This window comes from Rhodococcus pseudokoreensis, from assembly GCF_017068395.1.
In the GTDB taxonomy this organism is placed as follows: Bacteria; Actinomycetota; Actinomycetes; order Mycobacteriales; family Mycobacteriaceae; genus Rhodococcus_F; species Rhodococcus_F pseudokoreensis.
On record NZ_CP070619.1, the window covers coordinates 5,021,733 to 5,043,644 of the forward strand.

Here is a 21,912-nt window from a genome sequence, read left to right on the forward strand (position 1 = left end):
CCGTCAGACACAATTAATTCTCGGAGGAGTTCCATGTCGAACGAAACCGTCCTGATCTCCGGTGCGAGCATCGCCGGGCCCGCCCTGGCGTTCTGGCTCGCTCGCAGCGGATACGCCGTCACCGTCGTCGAGAAGGCGCCGGCCCTTCGGCGCGGCGGTCAGGCCGTCGACTTCAAGGGGGAGGTGCACCGGCAGGTGCTGGAGAAGATGGGGATCCTCGACGAGGTGCACCGCAGGCAGACGGGAAAGACCGACCTCCGGATCGTCGACGAACACGACAAACACCTGGCGACGATGCCCGGTGAATTCATCGGCGGCGACGTCGAGATCCTGCGGGGCGACCTGACCGAGATCCTCTACGAACGGACCGCGGATTCATGCGAGTACCTGTTCGGTGACTCCGTCACCGCGCTCACCGACACGGAGGCCGGTGTCGAGGTCACGTTCGAGAAGTCGCACGCACGCCGGTTCGATCTCGTATTCGGCGCCGACGGCATCCACTCGGCCGTGCGCAGACACCGATTCGGGCCGGAGGAGAACTTCGTCCGATTCCTCGGGTACTACTACGCTGTCGTCGGCACCACGGACGCGGTGACCGCGGAGTCGCCCGACAGGGAACGCGCGACGGGTTGGATGTACAACGAACCGGGACGGATGGCCGTCGTCGGTGGGCCGAAGGCTCCCGAGTTGTTCGTCTTCGCGTCCGACCCCATCGACTACGACCGTGGCGACATCGCCGAGCAGAAGCGACTGCTGGCCGCCGCGTACGCAGGTGCAGGCTGGCGAGTGCCCCAGTTGCTCGCGCACCTGGACGACGCGCCCGACTTCTACCTCGACTCGATCGCACGGGTCGAGACCGATACCTACACCGCGGGACGCGTGGCCCTACTCGGCGATGCCGCGTACGGAAACACGCTGGGCGGCTTCGGGACCGGTCTCGCCCTCGTCGGTGCATATGTGCTGGCGGGCGAACTCGCCGCCGCCGGTGGCGACTACCGCGTGGCGTTCGGACGCTACAACGAGCAGATGCACCGGTATGCGAAGATTGCCCGCAAGGGCAGCGCCGGACCGTTTCTCGCGCCGAAGTCGGCGACTCGCATCAGGATGCGGAATTGGACGTTCAAGTCCAGGGCCCTGTTCGGCCTGATGATGAAGCTGACCGACTTCTTCGCTACCGGCATCGACCTGCAGGACTACCCGGCGCTGCGATCAGCTGGGCGTCCCGGCAATGTTGACCATCCATGAGATGCCGAATTGGTCGGTACAGGCACCGAATTCGTCTCCCCACATCTGCTTTTCGAGGGGCACCGACACCGAGCCGGCGTCGGAGAGCTTGGCCCAGTACCCGCGGAGCAGGTCGCCGTCGTCGCCGCTCAGGCTCACCGCGATGTTGGTGCCCGGGTTGTGTTCCATGCCGGGCGGCGTGTCTGCCCCCATGAGCGTGAACCCGTTGTCGGATTCGAGCATGGCGTGCATGATCTTGTCGGCTCCCTCGGCGTCCGGGGCACCGAACTCACCGAACGTGCTCACCGCCAGGGTGCCACCGAAGACGTCCTTGTAGAACTCCATTGCCTGCCGCGCGTTGCCGTCGAAGCTGATGTAGGGGTTGAGACGAGAGGTCATGGGGCATGCTCCTTCTAGGTGCCGGAACCGACAGCAACGACGGTACAACGACCGACCGACACGATGTGGGGAACGGAAACCTCGACAGTGCACCAGGTGAATCGGGGCACCAGGTGAATCGGGGCACCCGGTGTTTCAGAGCACCAGCTGTTTCAGGGCACCGCGACGGTTGCGAACGCTGCCCACAGGACCGGTGAATGCTCGATCGTCCTCTCGTCCCGCCATGCGGCGACCCGGTCGCGTTGCCACGCGCAGAGCGCGCCGACCGCGTCGGGCAGTTCGTGTGCCGCGTCGATCGAACAGATGGCGTCCTGCAGTGGGCGCGCGTGCGGCGCGGCGCCGGCGATGTGTTGGAACGCGAGGTCCGTGGGAAGGGCCCAGCGGCTCGCGGTGACGAGTTCCGCCCCGCCGGCGATCATCGCGGAGACCAGTCCGAGGGCCTCGCTGAACCGCAGATCGCCGCCGCTCTCGCAGGCGATGAGCGCAACCCGGCTCGGGATCGGCCACAGGTCGGCGCCGCGGATCGGTTCCTCGGTGAGCGTGTGCGTCCCCAGCAGGAGGTCCTTCGCGGACAACGGCCGGTGCGCGCGCGTCGGCTCCGCGAACCCGACGGCGTCGGCGGCGCAGGCGAGGTGCAATTCGGCGTGCTCGCTCTGGCCGGATTCGGGTGCCGCCGCCGTGACGTGCCCGACGTACACCAGCCGGCCCGCGCCCTCGCGCAACGCTGCGCCGAGCCATGCCCGGTCGACGTCTTCGCGGCGGAACACGTCCAGCGGCCGGTCCACGGCGGGAAGCAACCGGTCGTCGTCGGTGTACGTCGCGAACCGCTGCGACAGCGGACTGTCCTCGGCCATCCGACCCAGGACGGAACCGAGAACCGAATCGGCGCGGAAGCCCGGCACCCGGGGGTCGAGGACCGCGACGACGGGGAGCCGGTGGCAGTCCGTCCAGGTTCGGACCGGACGGCCGGGCGAGTGCACGATGCTGAGCGGGGCCAGCAGGCTGACATCCGCGATGTCGACGAGACGTAGCCCGGCGTCGGGGGCGATCAGTTCCCACGGCACCTGCGCGACTCGGGGTGACGGCTGGATCCGGAGGTGGGGGCGCACGCCGCGGGTGAACAGTTCGTGCAACTGCCGGGCGAGGCCGAACGGGAGAAACGTGCGCGAGAGGAGTTGAGCCAGATCGTGTTCGGACTCGTAGCCGGAGAACGCGCCCGTGGTCAGTGAACGGTGCAACCCCTGCGGGTCGGTGAGGTCGGGCAGGGCCCGGGCCAGCGCGGCGACGGCGTCGTCCACCTGCGCGGCGGGGGCGACACCGACACCGCCGGGGTGAGAGTCTTGGGTCCACCGCCACGACGTATACAGGTCGCCGGCGTCGGCCATCCGCACGATCGCGGTGGGCTGCTCGTGCGAGGTCGGCGGGTGGGACAGGTGGGTCGGCACCGACCCAGCATTCCCTACCCACCCGGGCGGTGGCGTGTGTGCCACGCACCCGGGTGGGCAGGGGTTCAGCGGAGGGCGTCCGAACTAGCCGACGGTTGCGGCGGCGGAATCCTCGGCAGGCACGCCCGTGCGGATGAGCCGGTCGAATGCGCTCAGCGCTGCCGTGGCGCCGGCACCGGCGGCGATGACGATCTGCTTGTACGGCACGGTGGTGCAGTCGCCGGCGGCGAACACGCCGGGGACCGACGTCTGGCCGCGGTCGTCGATCGCGATCTCGCCGCGATCGGACAATTCGACGCTGCCGGTCAGCCACTCGGTGTTGGGCAGGAGACCGATCTGGACGAAGACACCCTCGACGTCGAGCGTGTGCGCGGCATCGGTCGTGCGGTCCTTGTATGCCAGACCGGTGACCTTGTTGCCGTCCCCGACGACCTCCGTCGTGAGCGTGCTCAGGAGGATGTCCGCGTTGGGGAGGCTGCGCAGTTTGCGCTGCAGCACCTCGTCGGCGCGGAGCACCGAGTCGAACTCGATGAGCGTGACGTGCTCGACGAGTCCGGCGAGATCGATCGCGGCCTCCACTCCGGAGTTGCCGCCACCGATCACGGCGACGCGCTTGCCCTTGAACAGCGGTCCGTCGCAGTGCGGGCAGTAGGTGACGCCCTTGTTCCGGTACTGGTCCTCGCCGGGCACGTTCATCGAGCGCCACCGCGCACCCGTCGACAGGATGACGGTCCGCGCGAGAAGGGAAGCACCGCTTTCCAGTTCGATCTCGACGAGACCGTTCTCGGTGGCGGCGGGCACGAGCTTCGCGGCCTTCTGAGTGTTCATGATGTCGACGCCATACTGGCGGACGTGATTCTCGAGCGCAGACCCGAACTGGGGGCCCTCCGTGTAGGGGACGGAGATGAAGTTCTCGATCGCCATGGTGTCGAGCACCTGGCCGCCGAAGCGTTCGGCGGCGATGCCGGTGCGAATTCCCTTGCGCGCGGCGTACACCGCGGCCGCGGCGCCGGACGGGCCCCCGCCGACGACGAGCACGTCGAACGGGTCCTTCTGCGCGATAGCGGTGGCGGCGCGGTCGGCGGCGCCGACGTCGAGCTTGCCGATGATCTCCTCGAGGCCCATCCGGCCGGAGCCGAAGAGTTCGCCGTTGACGAACACGGTCGGCACGGCCATGATCTGGCGGCCGTCGACCTCGTCCTGGAACAGCGCGCCGTCGATCGCGACGTGGCTGATGCGTGGATTGAGCACGGACATCAGGTTCAGCGCCTGCACCACGTCGGGGCAGTTCTGGCAGGACAGCGAGAAGTAGGTCTCGAAGTGGAAGTCGCCGTCGAGGTCGCGGATCTGCTCGAGCAGTTCGGGGGACTCCTTCGACGGGTAACCGCCGACCTGGAGCAAAGCGAGTGCGAGCGAGGTGAATTCGTGGCCGAGCGGGATCCCGGCGAAGCGGACCTCGGTGTCGGTGCCACTGCGGCGGACGGCGAAGGACGGGCGTCGCGCGTCGTCGTCGCGGCGTTCGTAGGTGACCTTGTCCGACATCGCCGCGATCTCGGTGAGCAGTTCGGCGAGTTCGGTGGACTTGGGGCCGTCATCGAGTGAGGAGACGAGCTCGATCGGCAGGGTCAGCCGTTCGAGCAGGGACTTCAGTTGGCCGGCGAGCGAGGCTTCGAGCATGCGGATCTACTCCATCGATCGGGGAGGAAAGGGATCGGAAACCGGAAACCAGCTCTGGGCGGTCCGGAAAGTGTTGGTGCGACACCGATTGCCCCCCACGGGAGCGGAGCACCGGGAACCGCGCGCACGGGCTCAGAAGATCTGAGCCCGTGCCTACGGTCGACTGGGCTACGTCAGATCTTGCCCACGAGATCGAGCGACGGAGCGAGGGTCTCTTCGCCCTCTTCCCACTTGGCCGGGCAGACCTCGCCCGGGTGCGACCGGACGTACTGAGCGGCCTTGACCTTGCGGACCAGCTCGGCGGCGTTGCGGCCGATGCCTTCCGCGGTGACCTCGGTGAACTGGATGACACCGTCGGGGTCGACGAGGAAGGTGCCGCGATCGGCCAGTCCCTCGTTCTCGCGCAGAACCTCGAAGTTCTTGCTGATCTCCTGCGTCGGGTCACCGATCATGGCGTACTTGATCTTGCCGATGGTGTCGGAGGATCCGTGCCACGCCTTGTGCGTGAAGTGGGTGTCGGTGGACACCGAGAAGACCTCGACGCCGAGACGCTGCAGTTCCTCGTGGTGATCGGCGAGGTCGCCGAGCTCGGTCGGGCAGACGAAGGTGAAGTCGGCCGGGTAGAAGTAGAAGACCGCCCACTTGTCCTTGATGTCGTCCGCGGAGACGGTGATGAACGCGCCGTCCTTGAAAGCGGACGCCGCGAAGGGCTTGATCTGCGTGTTGATCAGGGCCATTGGAACCTCTATTCGTAAGACTGGAAGCCGACAGCGACGAGGCTATCCAGCAGATTGGAATAGGTCCAATCTATGAGACCTATTCCATAGATTGGATGGGGCTATCAATGACCGCCGAATCGGACGCGTTGCAGGTCAGTGCGGACATTCACCCAAGGGGCCCGGGGTGGTCGCCGGACGTGCGGTGTGACGACCGTGACACCCTGCGGCCCTGAATCTCCTCGCAGGGAACGGAAAGCGGGATCACCAGGCGGGCACGACGCGGCTGCCGCGGACCTCGCGCCCGTAGCGTTCCTCGGCGGCCGCGATCGCGGAGCCCAGCACGATCCGCCCGTCCGCCGTCACGGCGAGCCGCGGGGGGAGGGGCACCGGCAGACCGGCGCCGGCCGCGACTCCGGCCAGAGCGGCGCCGAGCAGGAAGGAGCCGTCGTGGTCGGCCGCGCCGACCGGGGGAGGGTCGGGCAACTGCAGGGGCAGCCGCGGCGCGGCGCCGTGCCCGGCGCGGCCGATGTCCACCGTCGTTCCCGCGCACTGTGCCTCGACGAGATCGGCTACCAGCCGGGCCTCGCCGGACGCGTAGGCGAGGCGGAACGCCAATTGCATCGCGGGATCGGCGATCTCGCGGTTCCACTGCTCGCGCTGCCGGCCGTTGGGGAGTGTGTATCGCACGGCGTCGATGGCGATCGCCGCGGGCACGGCGAGCGCGGTGGCCCGTGCCTGCGCCGCATCATCCGGTGTGCCGGAGGCGGTGAGCGCGGAGTCGAGGAGGGTGGCGTGCCAGAAGTCGACCTGCGCGCAGTGCAGTCCGAGCCCCAGGCCGCGGTACGTGGCGAACGCGGCGGCGAGCAGCCCTTCGCCCTCGTCCGGTCGGCCCTCGGCGAAGGAGACGGTGGCGAGGCGCGTCTCGACGTCCGCGACGTCGAGCACCGCTCCGGACCCCCGGAAGTAGTCGAGGCTGCGGCGGTAGAGCGCCGACGCGCGTTCGGCATCGCCGCGGCCCTCGGCGAGGAACGCCAGCACCTTCGATCCGATGCCCGCCCGGTGACCGATCCCGGACCGCTCGAAATACGTCTGGCTCGACAGCAGCAGCGGTTCCGCATCGTCGAGGCGCCCCGTGCGGACACGCATGATGCCCAGGTTCTGCTGCGTCTCGGCGACCGCGTTGACGTCGCCCGCCGTCTCGAATGCGGCGAGCGCCTGCCCGGCGAAGTCGTCGGAGAGGTCGAAACGCCCGGTCTCGAAGTGGATGGCAGCGAGATTCATCAACGGATGGCCCGCGAGACCCGGGGCGAAACGCACTGCCGCGTCCAGGGACTCGGTGGCCACGTCGGCCGCGTGCGCCCACTGCTGCCGGTGCATCGCGACCGCGGTGAGCGACAACAGGCATGCGACCCGCAGATCGCCCTGGTCTGCGCCGCCGGCCGCGAGCAGTTCCCGTGCCTGCTCGAGCGCGTCCTGGGCGCTGTCGAGGTCGCCGATGTGCTGCAGTGCCTGCGACAGGTTGACCAGCGCCGCCGGACGCATCCGGATCGCGTCGGCCGGCATCACCGCGAGGGCCTCCCGGTACAGGTCGACGGCCTTCGCGTGCTCGCCCAGCTCGTCGGACATGCTGGCCGCGTTGATGATCGCGCTCGTCCGGAGATCGCCGGTGGCCGCCGAGGCGACCTGCTCGAACGTCCGGAGCGCCTCGGCGACGTCGCCCCGCGAGTAGGCCACGGCTCCCGCGGCGAGGAGGTCGCGGCCGGTCTGGTCGTCCACGTCAGAAGTCCGAATCCGAGACGGCCGCGTCTATCTCGGCGAGTAGCGGCGCGTCAGGCCCGTCGTCCGGAGTCGGCTCTGCGGCACGTCGCAGCCGCAGGCGGGCCAGGGCCCGAACCCGCTCCCGGACGTCCGGACCTCCGACGTCCGCCAAACCGTCCGCGGAGCCGTTCACACCGAACCCGGGCAGATACACGTCCACCGACACCCCCGCTTCCGCACCGGGTGGTGCGTCCGACTCGCCGAACCAGACGTCTCCCGACAGGTGCAGCGCGACGTCGGCGGCGCCCGATGCGGTGCCGACGAGTGCACGGGGGCGGACGTGCTCGGGGACGGGTCCGGAGATATCGGGTGCCGCAACGACACTCACGCGCACCGCGGTGCTCCCGGAGGTGCGCACCACCTCCCAGGACACCGCGCGCTCGGAACAGTCGACGAGACCGGGCGGGTATCGGCGCCAGTTGGATCCCGTGACACCGCGCGCCAGCACGAGGGTGCTCGGCAGCGTCGCGGTCGCGGCGCCGGCGGCGAGCGCGTAGTCGCCGGCCCGCCCGGGACGGTCGGCGAGTGTGGGTCCGGTCGGTGCGAGCGCGTCGTCCCCGTCGACGAGCAGATCGCAGTCCTCGACGAGTGCCGCGATCTCGCGGTTCAACAATCCCGCGTCGAGCGCCGGGATACCGTCGACCGTCGACGTCGGCCACCACCGCGCCGCCCAGTGCGCGAACGCGAGGCGTCGAGCGCCCGCGGCCACCCGCGGCCGCGCCGGTTCGACCGCGACGTCGCTCCCGGAATCGCCGGCGGCCACGGCGAGCGCCACCTCCTCGCCGAACACCGCCCACACCCAGTTCTGCGCCGAGTCGACGTCGTCGATCACCGCGACCGGGACGGCGTGTTCGGCGAGCACACTCCACGACAGGTGCCCACCGAGCACCTCCAGCACGGCCACGTCGATGCCTGCTGCGTCGTCGAGGACGCTCGGTGCGTTCCCGGGGGCGATGATCCAGACACCGTCGGGGGCGCGGTCGATCCGCACGGTGCCGGTGGTCAACTCGCCCTCGATTCGGGAGCATCCGCCGCGTCCGCGAGCGGAATTGCGCTGAGCGCCTGCTTGACCCGCATCCGGTGGTCGAGGATGACCGACCGCGCCACCCCGTCCAGGAGATCCCACAGTTCGCCTGGTTCGTGGACGGAGAACTCGCGGACGTCGCGGCCGTGCAGGCGGACCCACAGGCGGCGGAGGTAGGGCCGCCACGGCTCGCGGAGTTCGGCGGCGATGATCGCCAGCGGATTCGCGTCGGGCAGCGTCGCCGCGTCGGCGTTCACGGTGAGGCGCCGCGCCTGCAGGACGTACGCCTCGCGTTGCCAGCGACCGTTGATCACTCGGACGGCGGTCGTGTCCGTGGCAGCGGGGGAGGAGGCCGTCCCGATCGGGCGGAGACCGGTCGCGAGTGCGGCACCCGTCGTCGCCGCGACCCGTAACGACTCGTCGAGAAGTGCCCAGGGCGAGCAACTTCGGGCGATCTCGGTGGTGACCAGTTCGTGGATCGGCGGTAGCTCCGCACGGTCGGTCGACGCGCGGAGCACCGTGAAGACGCGTTCGTGGACGGACCGGTCGAAGGGGAGCCCGAGCGCCGAGGTGGACGCCGACGTCCCCAGGCGCGGTGGCGCGGGGAGGGGATGCACCGTCAGGCCGAACCGGTGAGCCGAGACCTCGTTCGTCCACAACGCAATTCCGTGGTGAGTCCCCGCGTGGCCGGCGACCAGGCCGTCGAGGGCGTGCCGTCCGTCGTCGCCGTCCTGCTCGAGTCGTGCGCCGGGGCAGGCGTCGAGGACCACGGTCACGGCGGCGGTGTGGTCGCCCGTCGCGGCGCCCGACAGCGGTCGCCGCCCCCACGCGAGGTCGATGAGAGCGGTCAGTTCCCGCGCCCGGGCCGGGTCGGTGACGTGGACCTTCAACGCCTGCGTGGTGCGGCCGGCGGCGACATCGTGCACGTCGCGCAGCGTGTCCGCGGCGACGGACTCGTCGCGGAGCGGATCGGGTGCGCCCGACCCGGTCGCGAGTTCGAAACACCGCTGGAAGTACAGGTCCTGCGGGTTGCCCTCCGTGATGCGCAGCGCCCGGCGGATCCGTTTGAGCAGCGTGAACCAGGCCGCGGTGGCCCGCAGTACGTCGGCGGAGGCGTGCACCCGGGTGGCGAGCAGTTGCGCCCCGTCGGCCGTGACGATCGGACCGGCGCACAGTGGGTTCTGCACCGGGCGGATGACCAGCGGATCGAGGATCAGCTTCACCGTACGGCTCAGGGGCCCGCCGTCGGGCCCGCTGAGCGGTTCGACGCCGTCCAGTTCGCGCCACACCTCGTCGAGGACCATCGCGCGCGGTCGCCGAGCAGGCGCTGAGCCCCTCGGTCCCGTCCGCATTCGAGCAGGTTACCGCAGGCGCGGCCTATCGACGCCGCGAGAAATCTGGGATCGGTAGGGCGCGAGACGTTCCTACCTTTCTCACATCGGCTCCAGACCGCGAGCCGAAGGAATCGACGATGGGCGCCGAGCGCCCCTCACGAAACGTGAAGGACGGATCATGAACAAGATCATTCGGACTCAGAAGCGCGTCTACACCGCAGGCATCGTCGCGGCGGCCGCCGTCGCCCTGCTGGTCTCGGGCTGCAGCGACACCGGCGACAACTCCGGCGGCGGAAGCTCCGACCAGACCGCGGCGAGCCCGGCGGGTGCGTCGGCGGCCGCGGTCGACGGCAAGGCGCTGGACGCGAACTTCGACGCGACCTGCGCCAAGCAGGGCGACACCCTGGCCCTGGCGCTCGCGGACACCGGTAACGCGACATACGGCGACCTGGCGGTCTCCGCGACGATCACCGGCACCGACACCGTGCAGGCGGTCGGGATCGCCGGCAGCAAGGGCGGGTCGAACGGCCTCCCGTACGCCCTCGGCTTCGGGCAGGGCATGCCCGGCGGCTCCGCGAAGGTTGTCAAGGACGGCGACACCTACACGGTCACCGGCGAAGGCGTCGGGGCGCCCGACATGAGCAACCCGACCGCGCCGAGTTCGGCGAAGTTCGACATCACGTTCGCATGCTCGACCGTCGTGGGCGGCTGAGCCCGGCCCACCCCGGGACGCGCGCGGAGTCACCGCACCCGGAGTTCGCGCGCGTCCCATCTCACCCCCAGTTCAGGCACGGAAAGGACATCTCGTGAAGAAGATCGTGCGTACCGCCGCCCTGGTGTTTCTCGTCGGCTCGGTCGGCTACTACCTCTGGTACGGCCTCGGCGATCGGGGCCGGACGAACTACGGAATCGACGCGCTGTCGTGGGTCGGCCCGCAGATGATCTGGCCGATCGTCGCGGTCAGCGTGGTCGTGGTGTGTTTCGCCGTCACCGGCGACAGCGTGCTGGCGGCGTTCACGGGGCGCAACAGTGCCGCGTTCCGCGACGGAGCCGTCGGGATCGGAACGGTGCGGTCGGTGCATCAGACGGGCATGACACTCAACGACCAACCGGAGGTGCGAATCGACCTCGCCGTGGAGGGCGACGACGGCAAGATGTTCGAGTCGCACGCCAGGATGATCGTGCCGCTGACCGAGTTGGCGCTTCTCCGCCCGGGTGTCGTGCTCCCCGTCCGCTACCTTCCCGGCCGCACCGACAAGGTCGAGATCGACCGCTCGGGAGACGCGGCGTCGGCGCAGGAGGCGTTGAACCGATCCATGATTCGGCAGGGAGTCACCACCCCGGGCAAGCTCGACATCGCGGCCCGCGGCATCCCCGCGCAGGCGGTGGTGCAGTCGCTCAGTGTGCCCGGGGAGATCCGCAACGGGAATTCGAAGGTGGAACTCGGGCTGGCGGTCACCCGGCCCGACGGCACGACGTTCACCACCCGCGTCGAGAAGTTCATGCCGCCGCGCACCGTCGGGTACGTCCAGGTCGGCAGGGTGGTGACGGTCCACTATCTGCCGGGGAACGAGCAGGAGGTCGTCATCGCCCTGCCCGCGAATGTGTGACGGGGGATCAGTCCTCGTCCCGGGGCGGAAGTCCCAGCGACCGGACGAGGTGGAGGAGTTGCTCACGCAGCGGCCCAACATCGCCGACGGCGGCGGTGAGGGCCGCGTCCTCCTTCTCCAGGGTCAGCAGGTGCCGGTAGATCGCGCGGCCCGACTCGGTGATCGCGACCCGTTTGCGGCGCTCGTCGTTCGGATCGGTCTCCCGGGTGACGTACCCGCCGCGCTCGAGACGGTCGATGGTGCGGCTGATGGTCTGGTCCGTCACGCGCGAGGCCTTCGCGATGTCCCGTTGCGAGGCTGGCCGGTCGGCGATCGTGTGCAGTGAGATGAGTCCCGCATGGGTCATGTTCTGCGACCGGAGAATGTCCTCCCACGAGTGCTCGACCAGTCGCGCAGCCGTCGACAGCAGGCGTCCGGTAGGCCACTGGTCCATGCCGTCGCTCGTCATTTCTTCGCCTCCATTTGCAATTTGCTCAGCATGCTGAACAAAATAGGAACGTCGCAATCCGGACATCCGGTCGTCGAATCGTCCCGCATTGGAGAGCACGTGACCACAACCGCCCGCCCACGCCCGATTCGTCGACTGCGATGGATTCTGCCAGCCCTGCTGGTGATCGTCTGGCTGGCCGTCGGCGGGTTCGGCGGCCCGTTCGCCGGCAAACTCTCCGCAGTCCAGCAGAACGACAGCACGTCCTTCCTGCCCGCGTCGGCCGAGGCCACCGAGGTGTCGGCGCTGCAGAAGGGCTTCACCGACACCCGGTTCGTGCCCGCGATCGTCGTCGCCGAACGGACGTCGGGGATCACCGCCGCCGACACCGAATTCCTCGCAGGCACCGCGGCCTCCTTCGCCGGGTCGGAGGGATTCGGCGACGAGGTGTCCCCGCCGATCCCGTCCGAGGACGGGCAGGCGCTGCAGATGTTCGTGCCCGTCGACAGCACCGGGGAGGTCGGCGACAGCGTCACCGAACTCCGCGACGCGCTCGGCGCCGCACCGGACGGGCTCACCGTCCTCGTCACCGGGCCCGCCGGGCAGGTCGCGGATCTGTCGGCGGCGTTCGCCGGCATCGACGGACTGCTGCTCCTGGTGGCGGGCGTCGTGGTGATCCTCATCCTCATCGTCGTCTACCGCAGCCCGATCCTCCCGTTCGCCGTGATCACGTCCGCGGTCTTCGCGCTCGGACTGTCGAGTCTGCTCGTGTACGTGCTCGCCGATGCCGGCGTGATCGCGCTGAACGGCCAGAGTCAGGGGATCCTTTTCATCCTGGTGTTCGGCGCCGCCACCGACTACGCCCTGCTGCTCGTGTCCCGCTACCGCGAGGAACTGCGGATCGAGCAGGACAAGTACCGCGCCATGCGGACCGCCTGGCGGGCGACACTCGAACCGGTCGCAGCCTCCGCGGGCACCGTCATCGCCGGTGTGCTCTGCCTGCTGCTGTCCGATCTCAACTCCAACCGCGGTCTCGGACCGGTCGCGGCCATCGGCATCGCGGCGTCGTTCGTCGCCTCCATGACCTACCTCCCCGCGGTGCTCGTGCTCCTCGGCCGGGCGGCGTACTGGCCGAGCAGACCCGCCTTCGACGCACAGCACGCCGAGAAGGACGAGGCCGCCGACCACAGGTTCTGGGCCGCGCTCGCGGCGCGGATCGGCGCACATCCGCGCCGATTCTGGGTGGCGTCCAGCCTGGTGCTGGTGCTCTTCGCGCTCCTGATCCCTCAGTTCAAGGCCAGCGGCGTCGCGGAGTCCGAGACGTTCCTGCTCGACGTCGATTCCGTTGCGGGCCAGCAGGTCCTCGGCGACCACTTCGACGCCGGCTCCGGTTCGCCTGCCGTGATCATCGCGAACGAGGGCGCTCTCGACGCGGTACTCGACGCCGGCCGGGTCGACGGCGTCGGCGACCTCACCGTGCTGACCGCCCCCGGCACCCGGGACCCGCTGGTGGTGGACGGCCGGGTGGCGATCGAAGCCACCCTGACCGATCCCGCCGACTCCCTCGAGGCGGAAGACACCGTCGTCGCGCTCCGCGACGCCGTCCACCCCATCGACGGCGCCGACGCCCTCGTCGGGGGCAACACCGCCACCGATCTCGACACGAAGACGACGTCGACGCGGGACCGCACCCTGATCATCCCCGTCGTCATCCTCGTGGTGTTCGCGATCCTGTGCCTGCTGCTGCGGTCGCTGCTCGCACCGCTGCTGCTGATGGGGACGGTGGTGCTGTCCTTCGCTGCGACCCTGGGCATCTCGTCCCTGGTCTTCGAGCACATCTTCGGATTCCCGGGCGCCGACCCCGTCGTCCCGCTGTTCGCGTTCGTGTTCCTCGTCGCCCTCGGAATCGACTACAACATCTTCCTCATGACCCGCGTCCGGGAAGAAGCCCAGCGCATCGGCACCCGCCGCGGCGTGCTGCGCGGTCTGACCGTCACCGGTGGTGTGATCACGTCGGCGGGAGTGGTTCTGGCGGCGACGTTCTCGGCGCTCGCCGTCATTCCGCTCATCTTCCTCGCACAGATCGCATTCATCGTCGCCTTCGGTGTTCTCCTCGACGCACTCCTCGTGCGGTCACTCCTCGTGCCCGCCCTCGCCGTCGACATCGGGCCGAAGATCTGGTGGCCGAGCAAGCTCGCGTCGGCATCGGAACCCGACGAGAACGTCTCTGCGGAGCCGGAATTGGATTCGAGTCGTATGTGAGCGCGCTCGGCGAATGCCGCAAGCGTGATGCCTGCCTGTTCGCTCATGGTCGCGCAGCCGAGCCTGGCTCGATTAAAGATGGTTCGGTAATAGGGTGTGTCATTGCACGGGATTCCCACTGTGCTGCTGGATCATTGATGAATGGCAGGTAAGGAAACCGGTTCCGGCGAGGAGCCCGACGCCCGGAAAGTCAAGCAGCGCGGTACTCGCCGTGATCTCGGTGCGTTGCGTGACAGGCGGATGCGGGCGGCGGAGATGTTCGCCGCAGGTCGGCGGCAGATCGATGTCGCGGTCGAGTTGGAAGTCTCCCAGCAGACCGCCTCACGCTGGCATCGACAGTGGACCGAAGGAGGCAGTGAGTCGTTGGAAGGTGCCGGTCGCGCGGGGCGCCGGCCCCGGCTCGATGACGCCCAGATCGAGGCGATCCGAGAGGAACTGCTCAAAGGACCGCAAGCGCATGGCTTCGCGACCGGGGTGTGGACCCTGGGCCGGGTCGCGATCGTCATCGAGCGGCTCACCGGCGTGACCTACGGACCCACCCAGACGTGGACGATCCTGCGGACCCGGCTCGGGTGGAGCCGACAGCGGCCCGCACGTCGGGCAGTCGAACGCGACGAGGACGCCATCGTCGCCTGGCGCGAGAACGAGTGGCCGCGGATAAAAAAATAGCGCGGCGCCGAGGTGCATGGATCTGCTTCCAGGACGAAAGTGGTGTGTCGCTACTCCCGGTGGTCCGTGCAACCTGGGCGCCCAAAGGTATGACACCGGTTCTGCATCACCGATTCTCCTGGAAACGGATGTCCATGGCCGGGGTCCTGGCCTATCGCCCTGACCGCAGCCGCAGCGCGTTCGTGTTCTCCATGACCGACGGCGCCTACAACACCGACAAGCTCATCGAATTCCTCACCGAGCTACGCACCCACTTCGCCGGCGAGAAGGTCATCCTGATCTGGGACGGGCTCATGGCCCACCGATCCAAGGCGATGACCGCGTGGCTGGCCACCCAACGCGACTGGCTCCACGTCGAACGCCTCCCTGCGTATGCGCCTGAGCTCAACCCCATCGAACAAGTCTGGGGCAACATGAAATCCACCGAACTCGCCAACCTTTGCCCCGACATCCTCGACGAGGTCCGCATCGCGACCGAGGCCGGCCTGACCCGGATCGGCTCGAACTACGACCTGTGCCACGGCTTCCTCGACCACACCGGCCTTTCCTTATGATCAGTGCTCACCCTATTACCGAAACATCTTTGCATCACAGCGCCTCCGATGAACTGGTCATCGAAGGCCTTGTGAGAGGTTATGTTCGTATTGCAACCGAAGCAACGGATCTGTTCGCGGTGTCAGTTACCGAAGCCCTCAACCTCCCCGCTAGTGCTGCCGAGCGTGATCGCCGAATCCGCCAGGACGACCTCGCCGAATGGGTCAAATGGCTACGAGTCTCGCGTTCCGAAGTCACCGAGGCAGACGCACTCGCGCTGGTCAATGCGGTTCGCACAGCACTCAACGATCTTGTCCGTATTCCGCACCTTTCACGACACGCCGAGTTCCCCGACGAGCTTGTTGCGTGCTCGATGAATGCTCTTTTGAATACCCCGATGCCATCGGCACGATCGGGTCGGCGGCGTGATGAATAACCGAAGATTGATGTCGACCGTTTGGTCAAAACTCGTTCCATTCAGCACTTTTCGAGGCATTCAGCATGATTCTGCTGCTCTGATTTTCCCAATGCGGGAAACGGTGATGGGCAGGCCGCCAACGTTCTGGATGACCGAATCCAGCTCAGCAAGCTCCGCCCGCCGATCCAGGTGTGACGCGCTCATGAGGTCCAGGTCGTCGAACGCCAGGACGTCAAAGGGTGAGAATGTCACAGGGATTCGTCGTTGTGACGGCTTCGTCGCGTGTGCAATCCCCATGCGCCGCTGGAGCAGGCCGAACGAGTGCTTGCTGTGATCGAGTACGACGACCTCGCCGTCGAGAACGATGCGTCCGCGGCCGCAGAATGCCGCTGTCAACGCTTCGGCGATCTCGGGATATGAGGGTGTCACCACGAGGGCCTCGCGGACGTACGGCGCCGCTTCCTGTACCCGGGACCGCGCGCTGGATGACGGCGCCGCAGGTACGGTGTTCATCTCGGCCCGCGAATGCGCCACCATGGTCGGTATCCCTGACGAGGTGGCGGTTGTGGTCGTATCAAGGAATGACGTTCTTCCCGAAACCATCACGGCGAATGTGGACTGGCATCGTTGTTGCGGTTGTCGTGATCGGAGCGCTGGTTCTCTGGTTCGGTGGCCCTCGGCTCTACCACTGGTACGGCGCACGATCGGACGAGAAGGCCGCCGCGGAGCTGGCTACAGACCTGGGCCTGCACCTGACGGAGGACGACACCATCGTGTACGCCAAGTACTACGGTTCATTTCCCGACTCGTCCGCATACCTGGTTGTTGACTCGAACTCCGGTGCCCGCGCGAACGCCCTGCGTAATGATGCTGAGCTGACGTCATGTGGCCCCGCCACGGCCGGCAATGTGGGCCGGCCGCCTTCGGAATACAGTCCTAAACCTTCAGAGACCTGGGTCCATTGCGAGTCGCTGCGGCCCGGGCGGGGAGTGCTATCCGCGGTATGGGTTCCTGCGGTGGAACAAGGTCGGCGTAGCTACATCTGGGCAGGCCAGATGTGATAGCTCGGGATTGGTATGTCGTGCTGGAGGGGGATGTCCCTGGGGATTCCGACACTGCTGCCGCAGGCCGAGCCGTACCCGACGTATCTCCCCCGGCGTGCGCGCGGTGTATCGGCTGGCCGATCGGATCATCCAAGAGCGCGACGGGAAGCGATGAGGTAAATCCGGCGAGGGGTACTGACGCTAGGCGGCCGGCACGAGAAACTTCACCTGGACGTTGTACGGGTAGGTGCCCGGGTTGTCCAACAAGGATTCGATGAGCGCATGACCATCCTCATCGATGTAGAGGATTTGAACTTCGAGACCCCTTGCGGGTGCAGCATCACCGTGTCACCGGTCGTCAAATGCGTGCGAGTTCCCGGATTCTGGTCATACATGACGATGAACTCGTGCGGGTTCGGTGTGCAAGCCCCCGATACCCACCGGGTTCACTCAAGGCCCACCGCCGCCCACGCCCCCGGATCGCCGGTCAGTAGGTGTCGATTCGATCGAGGGGGTGGCCCGAGCGATTCCGGCTGGGGTTTCGTGTCGGTTCGAGTTGGAGACTCGTCGGGGTTGTCGGCGCGGTGGTGTGCGGCGACGACGGCCATGCCCGCGAGGGGGGGCGAGGATCGCGAGCACCACGAACAGGGGGAACTCGCCCTCATCCGATGCCCCGGCGGGGACGGCGAGCAGCACGGTGGACGAGAAAGCTATCAACACAAATACCTTTCGGACGCAGGGTCAGGCGACGGGGAGCCCGACCAGGCCGGCCGTGAGGCCGAGGAGGGCGCAGCCCTCGAGGGTGCGCAGCACGGACCAGTTCAATCGGTAAACCATCACCGCGGCGAGAACGCCGATGACCAGGGCGACCGGGCGGATCGTGCTCAGGTCGGGCCAGCAGGTGGATCGGGCCCCAGTGCAGCAGGGAGGCGTCGGCGAAGAGGGTGTGGATGACGAAGTACAGGGCCAGGTTCGCTATCACTCCGACCACCGATGCGGTGATGCCGTTCAGCGCGGTCACGTGGGTGTTGGTGCGGAGCCGCTCGACATAGGGAGCGCCGAGGAAGATGAACACGAAGCACGGCACGAACGTCACCCACGTGGTCAGAAGCGCGCCGAGCGTCGCGGCGACCCAGGGGTCGAGATCACCCGGGTTGCGGTAGGCGCCGAGGAACGCGACGAACTGCACCACCATGATCAGCGGCCCGGGGGTGGTCTCGGCCAGCCCGAGACCGCGGACCATCTCGCCGGGGGTGAGCCAGCCGTAGGTTTCCACTGCCTTCTGCGCGACGTAGGCGAGGACGGCGTAGGCGCCGCCGAAGGTGACCAACGCGGTGCCGGAGAAGAACAGACCCTGTTCGGTGAACACACTGTGCCGGCCGGTGAACACCACGACGGCGACCATCGGAACTGCCCACGCGATCAGGCCGACACCGAGGACGAGGACCGTGCGTCGCAGGCTGGGGGCGTCGGCGTGCAGGGCGTCGTCGGCGATCAGCGGCGGCGTCTCGTCGGTGTCCTTCTCGGGTTTGCTGCTGGTGTCGGCGCCATGCGTGCGTCGGCCGATGAGCCAGCCTGCGAACCCGGCCACGGTGATGACGATCGGGAACGGGACCGCGAACAAGGCCAGCGCGAGGAAGGCGCAGACCGCGATCGCCCAGTGGGCGGGCCGGGTCAGCGCCCGTTTCGAGACGCGGGTGACGGCCTGGACGACCACGGCGAGGACGGCGGGGGCGATGCCGGCGGAGATGGCCAGCACGACGGTGGTGATGCCGAACGCGACGTAGATCGCGGCCAGTCCGAGCATTGCGATCATCCCGGGCAGCACGAACAGCACCCCGGCGATCAGGCCGCCGATGGTGCCGTTGAGCAGCCAGCCGGTGTAAATTGCGAGCTGCTGGGCTTCCGGGCCGGGCAGCAGCATGCAGTAGTTCAGGGCGTGCAGGAACCGTTTCTGCCCGATCCAACGTTTCTCGTCGACGAGGGTGCGTTGCATGACGGCGATCTGCCCGGCCGGTCCGCCGAAGGTCTGCAGGGAGATCAGGAACCACGCCCAGCTCGCCTTCCGCAACGGGATCAGATCCCGGCGGCGCGACGGGCCGGTCGCGGGCGTGTCGGTGGTGGGTTCGCTACTGCTCACGTCGGTCTCCGAAACATGAAAGTCAGGGCGGGGCAGGGTGGTCGGGCCGCACTCGGGGTCAGGACGGTTCGCGGCCGGACAGGACACGTTGGCGATGGAATTCGTAGAGCCCGTCGAAGATGCGGGTCGCCACCGCGAGTGTCTGATCGTCGGTGCCGGTCAACGACAGCCCGCGCAGCACCGAGTCCAGTCCGGGGGCTTCGGGGGCGTCGTAGCGGCCGTCGTCGATGTCGGCCTCGTGGACGATTTCGGCGAGCGCCCACAGCACCGGGTCGGTGAGTTCGTAGCGGCGCAGGATCGTCTCGAAGCTGCAATCCCCGTGGTGATGCGACAATTCCACCCCGCGCATGTCGAACGCGGCCGCATCGTCCGGGACGTCCGCCGGATCGGCCACCCACACGAACTCGGCATCCGGGTCGATGTTGCGGCGGATCAACCACGCACACGCGTCGCGGTCGATGTGGATCCCGGCGCGGGTCGCCCACCTCATTGCGGCACCTGCGTTTCCGCGGGCCGGCCGGCTAATTCCTTAAGCGCGGCCTCCGCACCGTCCCGCTGCGCGGTCGGGAAGAAGGAGCGCTTGTCGATCTCCCGCATCCGGCGGCGCAGCTGGGTGAGCTTCCTGGTCCGTCCGTCGGTGTCGGGCAGCGATCGTGCCGCTTCGGCGGCGTCGGTGAGCTCGTCGTATTCGGCGGCGCGGTCCGCCGACAGCTGCGCCCGCATCCGGTCCTGCTGGTTCTGGGTGGTGGGGGCGGCGGTCCACACCTCCGCCTGACCGCCCGCCTCGACGACTTCCTCGGCGACCCAGTCGAACTGCTCCCGGGTGCGCGGAGAGGCGGGTAGCACGACCACCCCGTCGGCGAGCTGGAACACCCCGTACTTGCGGAGCTTGCGCCACAACGCTATTCGCGGTGTCGACGGCTCACGGGGGATCCGGTAGGCGAGCATCACCCACTCGTCGAGACGCTGCTCGGGTGCCGGTATCCGTTCCACCCCCGTGATGTAGCCACGGTTTCACTGCGCTGTCTATCCGCGGGTTCGCGGGCCGGTGGGGCGACTTGGGCGGCGCGCACGTGAACGCCCGTGAACGACTGCCTCCACGGCCAGCGCATGTCAGTGGGTCAGGCGGTGATAGATCTGCTCGTTCGTGGTTCTCGTACTGAGCTCGCGGGCGGCTGAGCGGTCATTCTCCGGTAATACCGACCCAGCCTCGAGCGATTCAGTTGCTACTTACCTGTGAAGGAACCCGGACGCTTCTCCATGAACGCGCTAACGGCCTCCCGGTGGTCGGCGGTGTGATGGGACAGCGCTTGCATGGCAGCAGACAACTCGAGCAAACTATCGAGACTCAGATGCTGTGATTCACGCAAAAGCTTCTTGGCCATCCGCACCGAGTTCGGCGGATTGACCGCTACGCGCTCCGCCAGCCCGCGCGCCTCGTCGAGCAGCTGCTCCGGGGCGACGACCCGGGAGACCAGCCCCCATTCCAGTGCAGTCGCCGCGTTGACGCGGTCCCCGGTCAACGTCATCTCGGCGGCGCGGGCCGCGCCGATCGCGCGTGGCAGCAACCACGCTCCACCGTCCCCGGGAATAATACCCAGCTTGACGAAGCTTTCTGCGAAAAAGGCCGTGTCGGAGGCGATCCGCATGTCACACATGAGCGCGAGATCGCAGCCGGCGCCGACTGCGGGGCCGTTCACTGCCGCAATCAGGGGGACGTCGCAGTTGTACATGGCCCGAGGTATACGTTGAATTCCCTTCCGATACCCCTCGCGCTGCTGGTGAGGCTTGCCTCCGAAGAGCCCGCGGCCTTCCGCCATGTCCTTCACGTTACCGCCGGACGAGAACGCGGAACCGGCGCCCGTCACGATGACTGCTCTGGTCTCATGGCTGGCATTGACAGCGGCCACGCACGCTACGAGCGCGTCGATCACGTCCTCGCCGGAGATCGGGTTGCGTTCTTCGGGCAGATTGATTGTCCAGGTCTCGATAACACCGTCGCGCTGGACGAGAACGGGATCATCCATGAAAGTTGCTCCTTGTGTGAGGGTCAATCAGTCATGATGACTGACTTATAGTTGTCGGTCCCGACTTCGGCTGCAGTCCGCAGGTTGTTCAGTATCGCCACGGCCGAGATCTCGGAATCAAGGACGGCAACGCCGACTACGCCGTTTCCGCAACATTTGATGGCATCGACGAGTTTCTCGACGTGGTGCCCTCCGCTCAGCAGGTGAGCGGAGGGCACCACGTCCAGTTGGTCGAGGGCGCCGACGTTCGGTGAGAACCGAGGGTGGGTTCCGGCCTCTCGCGCGACCGAGGTGGCCGAACGAGAAGTCGGAGTCGCTCGCCGAAAGTCGGTCAGGCCGGCTTCAAGGCTCGTTCGGTCAGAGTCTCACCGCCGATGGCCCAATCGTCCTTCGACACTTCTTCGATCGTCACCCAGACACTTGCCGGTTTCGCTCCTGTCGCGTCCACGTATGCAGCAGTCAGCTTTTTCAATAGCTCACGCTTCGCTTCGGCGGATTGGCCGGGGGTCTGGGTCACATGCAACAGCGGCATAGCGTGCTCCTCGAGGGTTTTTTGATGGGGAAAGGCACTCGACAAGCCACTTCGCTAATCGAGATCAGTTGATCGGCGAGAACCGTGCCACGGCCAAGGGTAACAGTCTTGGGTATCGATTAAAAAGGTTGGGGTGCAACGAATATGATGATACAAAGTTGGTTTGCCGTGTCACTTAGCTTGCAGTCAAGTAAGTTTCAGACAGCCATTTTTCATTGTAGATAAGATCATCTGTGGAATAACCGCGTTGATGACGCCGGTAGTACGGTGCCAGGGGCTAAAGCGCGCGGGTACGAACATGAGTCGTCTGAGCAATTGTGAAGCACCATTACGAGATTGGGCGTGACTCTATGATCGAACTCGATCACGACTGGCCCGGCGTCGCGTGGTGGCCTCGACCGCCCCGCCGCACTGCGAGACGACGCCGAGAAGCTGCGGGAGGGGTGGCCGACGGCGCGACTTCTGCGAGTCGACGGGCTCGGGCAGGTCCGTCTCACGGAGAAGCATGTGCTGCTGGAACCGTACTCCGGCCGCTACTTCGAGCCTCCCGAGTATGCGGTGCTGCTCGGTGTCTTGGACGGGGACCACGAATGGCAGTGTGGAACGACGA

General features: G+C 67.4%; 21 protein-coding genes and 1 pseudogene. 8 read left to right on the forward strand and 14 right to left on the reverse strand.

Annotated features, from left to right (window positions below; genetic code table 11):
* Positions 1 to 33: 33 nt before the first annotated feature.
* Positions 34 to 1,245: an FAD-dependent monooxygenase gene (locus JWS13_RS28140; protein ID WP_206008712.1), complete on the forward strand. Its 1,212-nt coding sequence runs from the start codon at positions 34 to 36 to the stop codon at positions 1,243 to 1,245.
* Here JWS13_RS28140 and JWS13_RS28145 read toward each other — a convergent pair.
* The 7 genes from JWS13_RS28145 to JWS13_RS28175 form a co-directional block, all read right to left on the reverse strand.
* On the reverse strand, positions 1,210 to 1,623 hold the full coding sequence (locus tag JWS13_RS28145) for a VOC family protein (RefSeq protein WP_087556144.1): 414 nt from the start codon (positions 1,621 to 1,623) through the stop codon (positions 1,210 to 1,212). The two genes, JWS13_RS28140 and JWS13_RS28145, sit on opposite strands and share 36 nt — an antisense overlap.
* A 152-nt stretch (positions 1,624 to 1,775) precedes the next feature.
* A complete protein-coding gene (locus JWS13_RS28150) occupies positions 1,776 to 3,068 on the reverse strand; it encodes a CHAT domain-containing protein (protein ID WP_420855024.1) in 1,293 nt (430 codons plus the stop codon).
* An 84-nt stretch (positions 3,069 to 3,152) separates the two neighbouring features.
* The gene (ahpF, locus tag JWS13_RS28155; protein WP_206008714.1) at positions 3,153 to 4,745 is read right to left on the reverse strand and encodes an alkyl hydroperoxide reductase subunit F; all 1,593 of its coding nucleotides are present in this window, start codon (positions 4,743 to 4,745) and stop codon (positions 3,153 to 3,155) included.
* A 173-nt stretch (positions 4,746 to 4,918) separates the two neighbouring features.
* Positions 4,919 to 5,482: an alkyl hydroperoxide reductase subunit C gene (ahpC, locus tag JWS13_RS28160; protein ID WP_072944388.1), complete on the reverse strand. Its 564-nt coding sequence runs from the start codon at positions 5,480 to 5,482 to the stop codon at positions 4,919 to 4,921.
* A gap of 243 nt (positions 5,483 to 5,725) precedes the next feature.
* Positions 5,726 to 7,240, reverse strand: a complete 1,515-nt coding sequence (locus JWS13_RS28165) for a tetratricopeptide repeat protein (protein WP_206008715.1) — start codon at positions 7,238 to 7,240, stop codon at positions 5,726 to 5,728.
* 1 nt (position 7,241) lies between these two features.
* The gene (locus JWS13_RS28170; protein ID WP_206008716.1) at positions 7,242 to 8,288 is read right to left on the reverse strand and encodes a hypothetical protein; all 1,047 of its coding nucleotides are present in this window, start codon (positions 8,286 to 8,288) and stop codon (positions 7,242 to 7,244) included.
* Positions 8,285 to 9,610 carry a hypothetical protein gene (locus JWS13_RS28175; RefSeq protein ID WP_206011757.1) on the reverse strand — a complete coding sequence of 442 codons (1,326 nt, stop codon included), beginning with the start codon at positions 9,608 to 9,610 and terminating at the stop codon, positions 8,285 to 8,287. The genes JWS13_RS28170 and JWS13_RS28175 overlap by 4 nt, the downstream gene beginning before the upstream one ends.
* 208 nt (positions 9,611 to 9,818) lie before the next feature.
* Between JWS13_RS28175 and JWS13_RS28180 the strand changes: the two genes are divergently transcribed.
* Both JWS13_RS28180 and JWS13_RS28185 read left to right on the forward strand, forming a co-directional pair.
* Entirely contained in the window at positions 9,819 to 10,352 is a 534-nt protein-coding gene (locus JWS13_RS28180) for a lipoprotein LpqH (protein ID WP_206008717.1), read from the forward strand.
* Between the two features lie 94 nt (positions 10,353 to 10,446).
* Positions 10,447 to 11,250 carry a hypothetical protein gene (locus tag JWS13_RS28185; RefSeq protein WP_206008719.1) on the forward strand — a complete coding sequence of 268 codons (804 nt, stop codon included), beginning with the start codon at positions 10,447 to 10,449 and terminating at the stop codon, positions 11,248 to 11,250.
* 7 nt (positions 11,251 to 11,257) lie between these two features.
* On the opposite strand, the gene JWS13_RS28190 is transcribed toward JWS13_RS28185, so the two are convergent.
* Positions 11,258 to 11,698, reverse strand: coding sequence for a MarR family winged helix-turn-helix transcriptional regulator (locus JWS13_RS28190; protein WP_206008720.1), 441 nt, complete (start codon positions 11,696 to 11,698; stop codon positions 11,258 to 11,260).
* Positions 11,699 to 11,797: 99 nt separating this feature from the next.
* On the opposite strand from JWS13_RS28190, the gene JWS13_RS28195 reads away from it, so the two are divergent.
* The 4 genes from JWS13_RS28195 to JWS13_RS28210 all read left to right on the forward strand — a co-directional run bounded on the left by JWS13_RS28195 (position 11,798) and on the right by JWS13_RS28210 (position 15,578).
* The gene (locus tag JWS13_RS28195; protein WP_206008721.1) at positions 11,798 to 13,939 is read left to right on the forward strand and encodes an MMPL family transporter; all 2,142 of its coding nucleotides are present in this window, start codon (positions 11,798 to 11,800) and stop codon (positions 13,937 to 13,939) included.
* 141 nt (positions 13,940 to 14,080) lie between these two features.
* Positions 14,081 to 14,608: a winged helix-turn-helix domain-containing protein gene (locus tag JWS13_RS28200; protein WP_206005830.1), complete on the forward strand. Its 528-nt coding sequence runs from the start codon at positions 14,081 to 14,083 to the stop codon at positions 14,606 to 14,608.
* The gene (locus JWS13_RS28205; RefSeq protein ID WP_206005831.1) at positions 14,587 to 15,162 is read left to right on the forward strand and encodes an IS630 family transposase; all 576 of its coding nucleotides are present in this window, start codon (positions 14,587 to 14,589) and stop codon (positions 15,160 to 15,162) included. Before JWS13_RS28200 ends, JWS13_RS28205 begins: the two co-directional genes overlap by 22 nt.
* Complete coding sequence (locus tag JWS13_RS28210) at positions 15,159 to 15,578, forward strand: hypothetical protein (RefSeq protein ID WP_241032350.1); 420 nt, start codon at positions 15,159 to 15,161, stop codon at positions 15,576 to 15,578. The genes JWS13_RS28205 and JWS13_RS28210 overlap by 4 nt, the downstream gene beginning before the upstream one ends.
* Before the next feature lie 60 nt (positions 15,579 to 15,638).
* On the opposite strand, the gene JWS13_RS28215 is transcribed toward JWS13_RS28210, so the two are convergent.
* The gene (locus JWS13_RS28215) at positions 15,639 to 16,097 is read right to left on the reverse strand and encodes an ATP-dependent DNA ligase (protein WP_241032351.1); all 459 of its coding nucleotides are present in this window, start codon (positions 16,095 to 16,097) and stop codon (positions 15,639 to 15,641) included.
* A gap of 44 nt (positions 16,098 to 16,141) precedes the next feature.
* Here JWS13_RS28215 and JWS13_RS28220 point away from each other — a divergent pair, with 44 nt between their 5' ends.
* Entirely contained in the window at positions 16,142 to 16,621 is a 480-nt protein-coding gene (locus JWS13_RS28220) for a hypothetical protein (RefSeq protein ID WP_206008722.1), read from the forward strand.
* Between the two features lie 723 nt (positions 16,622 to 17,344).
* Here the strand turns inward: JWS13_RS28220 and chrA are convergent.
* The 5 genes and pseudogenes from chrA to JWS13_RS28245 all read right to left on the reverse strand — a co-directional run bounded on the left by chrA (position 17,345) and on the right by JWS13_RS28245 (position 21,302).
* Positions 17,345 to 18,743, reverse strand: a pseudogene (chrA, locus tag JWS13_RS28225) (chromate efflux transporter).
* Positions 18,744 to 18,801: 58 nt separating this feature from the next.
* Positions 18,802 to 19,233, reverse strand: a complete 432-nt coding sequence (locus JWS13_RS28230) for a chromate resistance protein ChrB domain-containing protein (RefSeq protein ID WP_206008723.1) — start codon at positions 19,231 to 19,233, stop codon at positions 18,802 to 18,804.
* On the reverse strand, positions 19,230 to 19,736 hold the full coding sequence (locus tag JWS13_RS28235; RefSeq protein ID WP_206008724.1) for a Chromate resistance protein ChrB: 507 nt from the start codon (positions 19,734 to 19,736) through the stop codon (positions 19,230 to 19,232). The genes JWS13_RS28230 and JWS13_RS28235 overlap by 4 nt, the downstream gene beginning before the upstream one ends.
* A gap of 233 nt (positions 19,737 to 19,969) precedes the next feature.
* Positions 19,970 to 20,770 (reverse strand): crotonase/enoyl-CoA hydratase family protein, encoded by an 801-nt coding sequence (locus tag JWS13_RS28240; RefSeq protein WP_206008726.1) that lies wholly within the window; start codon positions 20,768 to 20,770, stop codon positions 19,970 to 19,972.
* 331 nt (positions 20,771 to 21,101) lie between these two features.
* Positions 21,102 to 21,302 (reverse strand): tautomerase family protein, encoded by a 201-nt coding sequence (locus JWS13_RS28245; RefSeq protein ID WP_087556168.1) that lies wholly within the window; start codon positions 21,300 to 21,302, stop codon positions 21,102 to 21,104.
* Between the last annotated feature and the right edge of the window lie 610 nt (positions 21,303 to 21,912).

Excerpts from the sequence above, each read along its gene's own strand:
- JWS13_RS28245 (WP_087556168.1), bottom strand. The coding sequence starts at position 21,302 with ATGCCGCTGTTGCATGTGACCCAGACCCCCGGCCAATCCGCCGAAGCG.
- JWS13_RS28175 (WP_206011757.1), bottom strand. The coding sequence starts at position 9,610 with ATGGTCCTCGACGAGGTGTGGCGCGAACTGGACGGCGTCGAACCGCTC.
- JWS13_RS28220 (WP_206008722.1), top strand. The coding sequence starts at position 16,142 with ATGACGTTCTTCCCGAAACCATCACGGCGAATGTGGACTGGCATCGTT.
- ahpC (WP_072944388.1), bottom strand. The coding sequence starts at position 5,482 with ATGGCCCTGATCAACACGCAGATCAAGCCCTTCGCGGCGTCCGCTTTC.
- JWS13_RS28200 (WP_206005830.1), top strand. The coding sequence starts at position 14,081 with ATGGCAGGTAAGGAAACCGGTTCCGGCGAGGAGCCCGACGCCCGGAAA.
- JWS13_RS28140 (WP_206008712.1), top strand. The coding sequence starts at position 34 with ATGTCGAACGAAACCGTCCTGATCTCCGGTGCGAGCATCGCCGGGCCC.
- JWS13_RS28210 (WP_241032350.1), top strand. The coding sequence starts at position 15,159 with ATGATCAGTGCTCACCCTATTACCGAAACATCTTTGCATCACAGCGCC.
- JWS13_RS28145 (WP_087556144.1), bottom strand. The coding sequence starts at position 1,623 with ATGACCTCTCGTCTCAACCCCTACATCAGCTTCGACGGCAACGCGCGG.
- ahpF (WP_206008714.1), bottom strand. The coding sequence starts at position 4,745 with ATGCTCGAAGCCTCGCTCGCCGGCCAACTGAAGTCCCTGCTCGAACGG.
- JWS13_RS28240 (WP_206008726.1), bottom strand. The coding sequence starts at position 20,770 with ATGGATGATCCCGTTCTCGTCCAGCGCGACGGTGTTATCGAGACCTGG.
- JWS13_RS28230 (WP_206008723.1), bottom strand. The coding sequence starts at position 19,233 with ATGAGGTGGGCGACCCGCGCCGGGATCCACATCGACCGCGACGCGTGT.
- JWS13_RS28180 (WP_206008717.1), top strand. The coding sequence starts at position 9,819 with ATGAACAAGATCATTCGGACTCAGAAGCGCGTCTACACCGCAGGCATC.
- JWS13_RS28215 (WP_241032351.1), bottom strand. The coding sequence starts at position 16,097 with ATGGTGGCGCATTCGCGGGCCGAGATGAACACCGTACCTGCGGCGCCG.
- JWS13_RS28190 (WP_206008720.1), bottom strand. The coding sequence starts at position 11,698 with ATGACGAGCGACGGCATGGACCAGTGGCCTACCGGACGCCTGCTGTCG.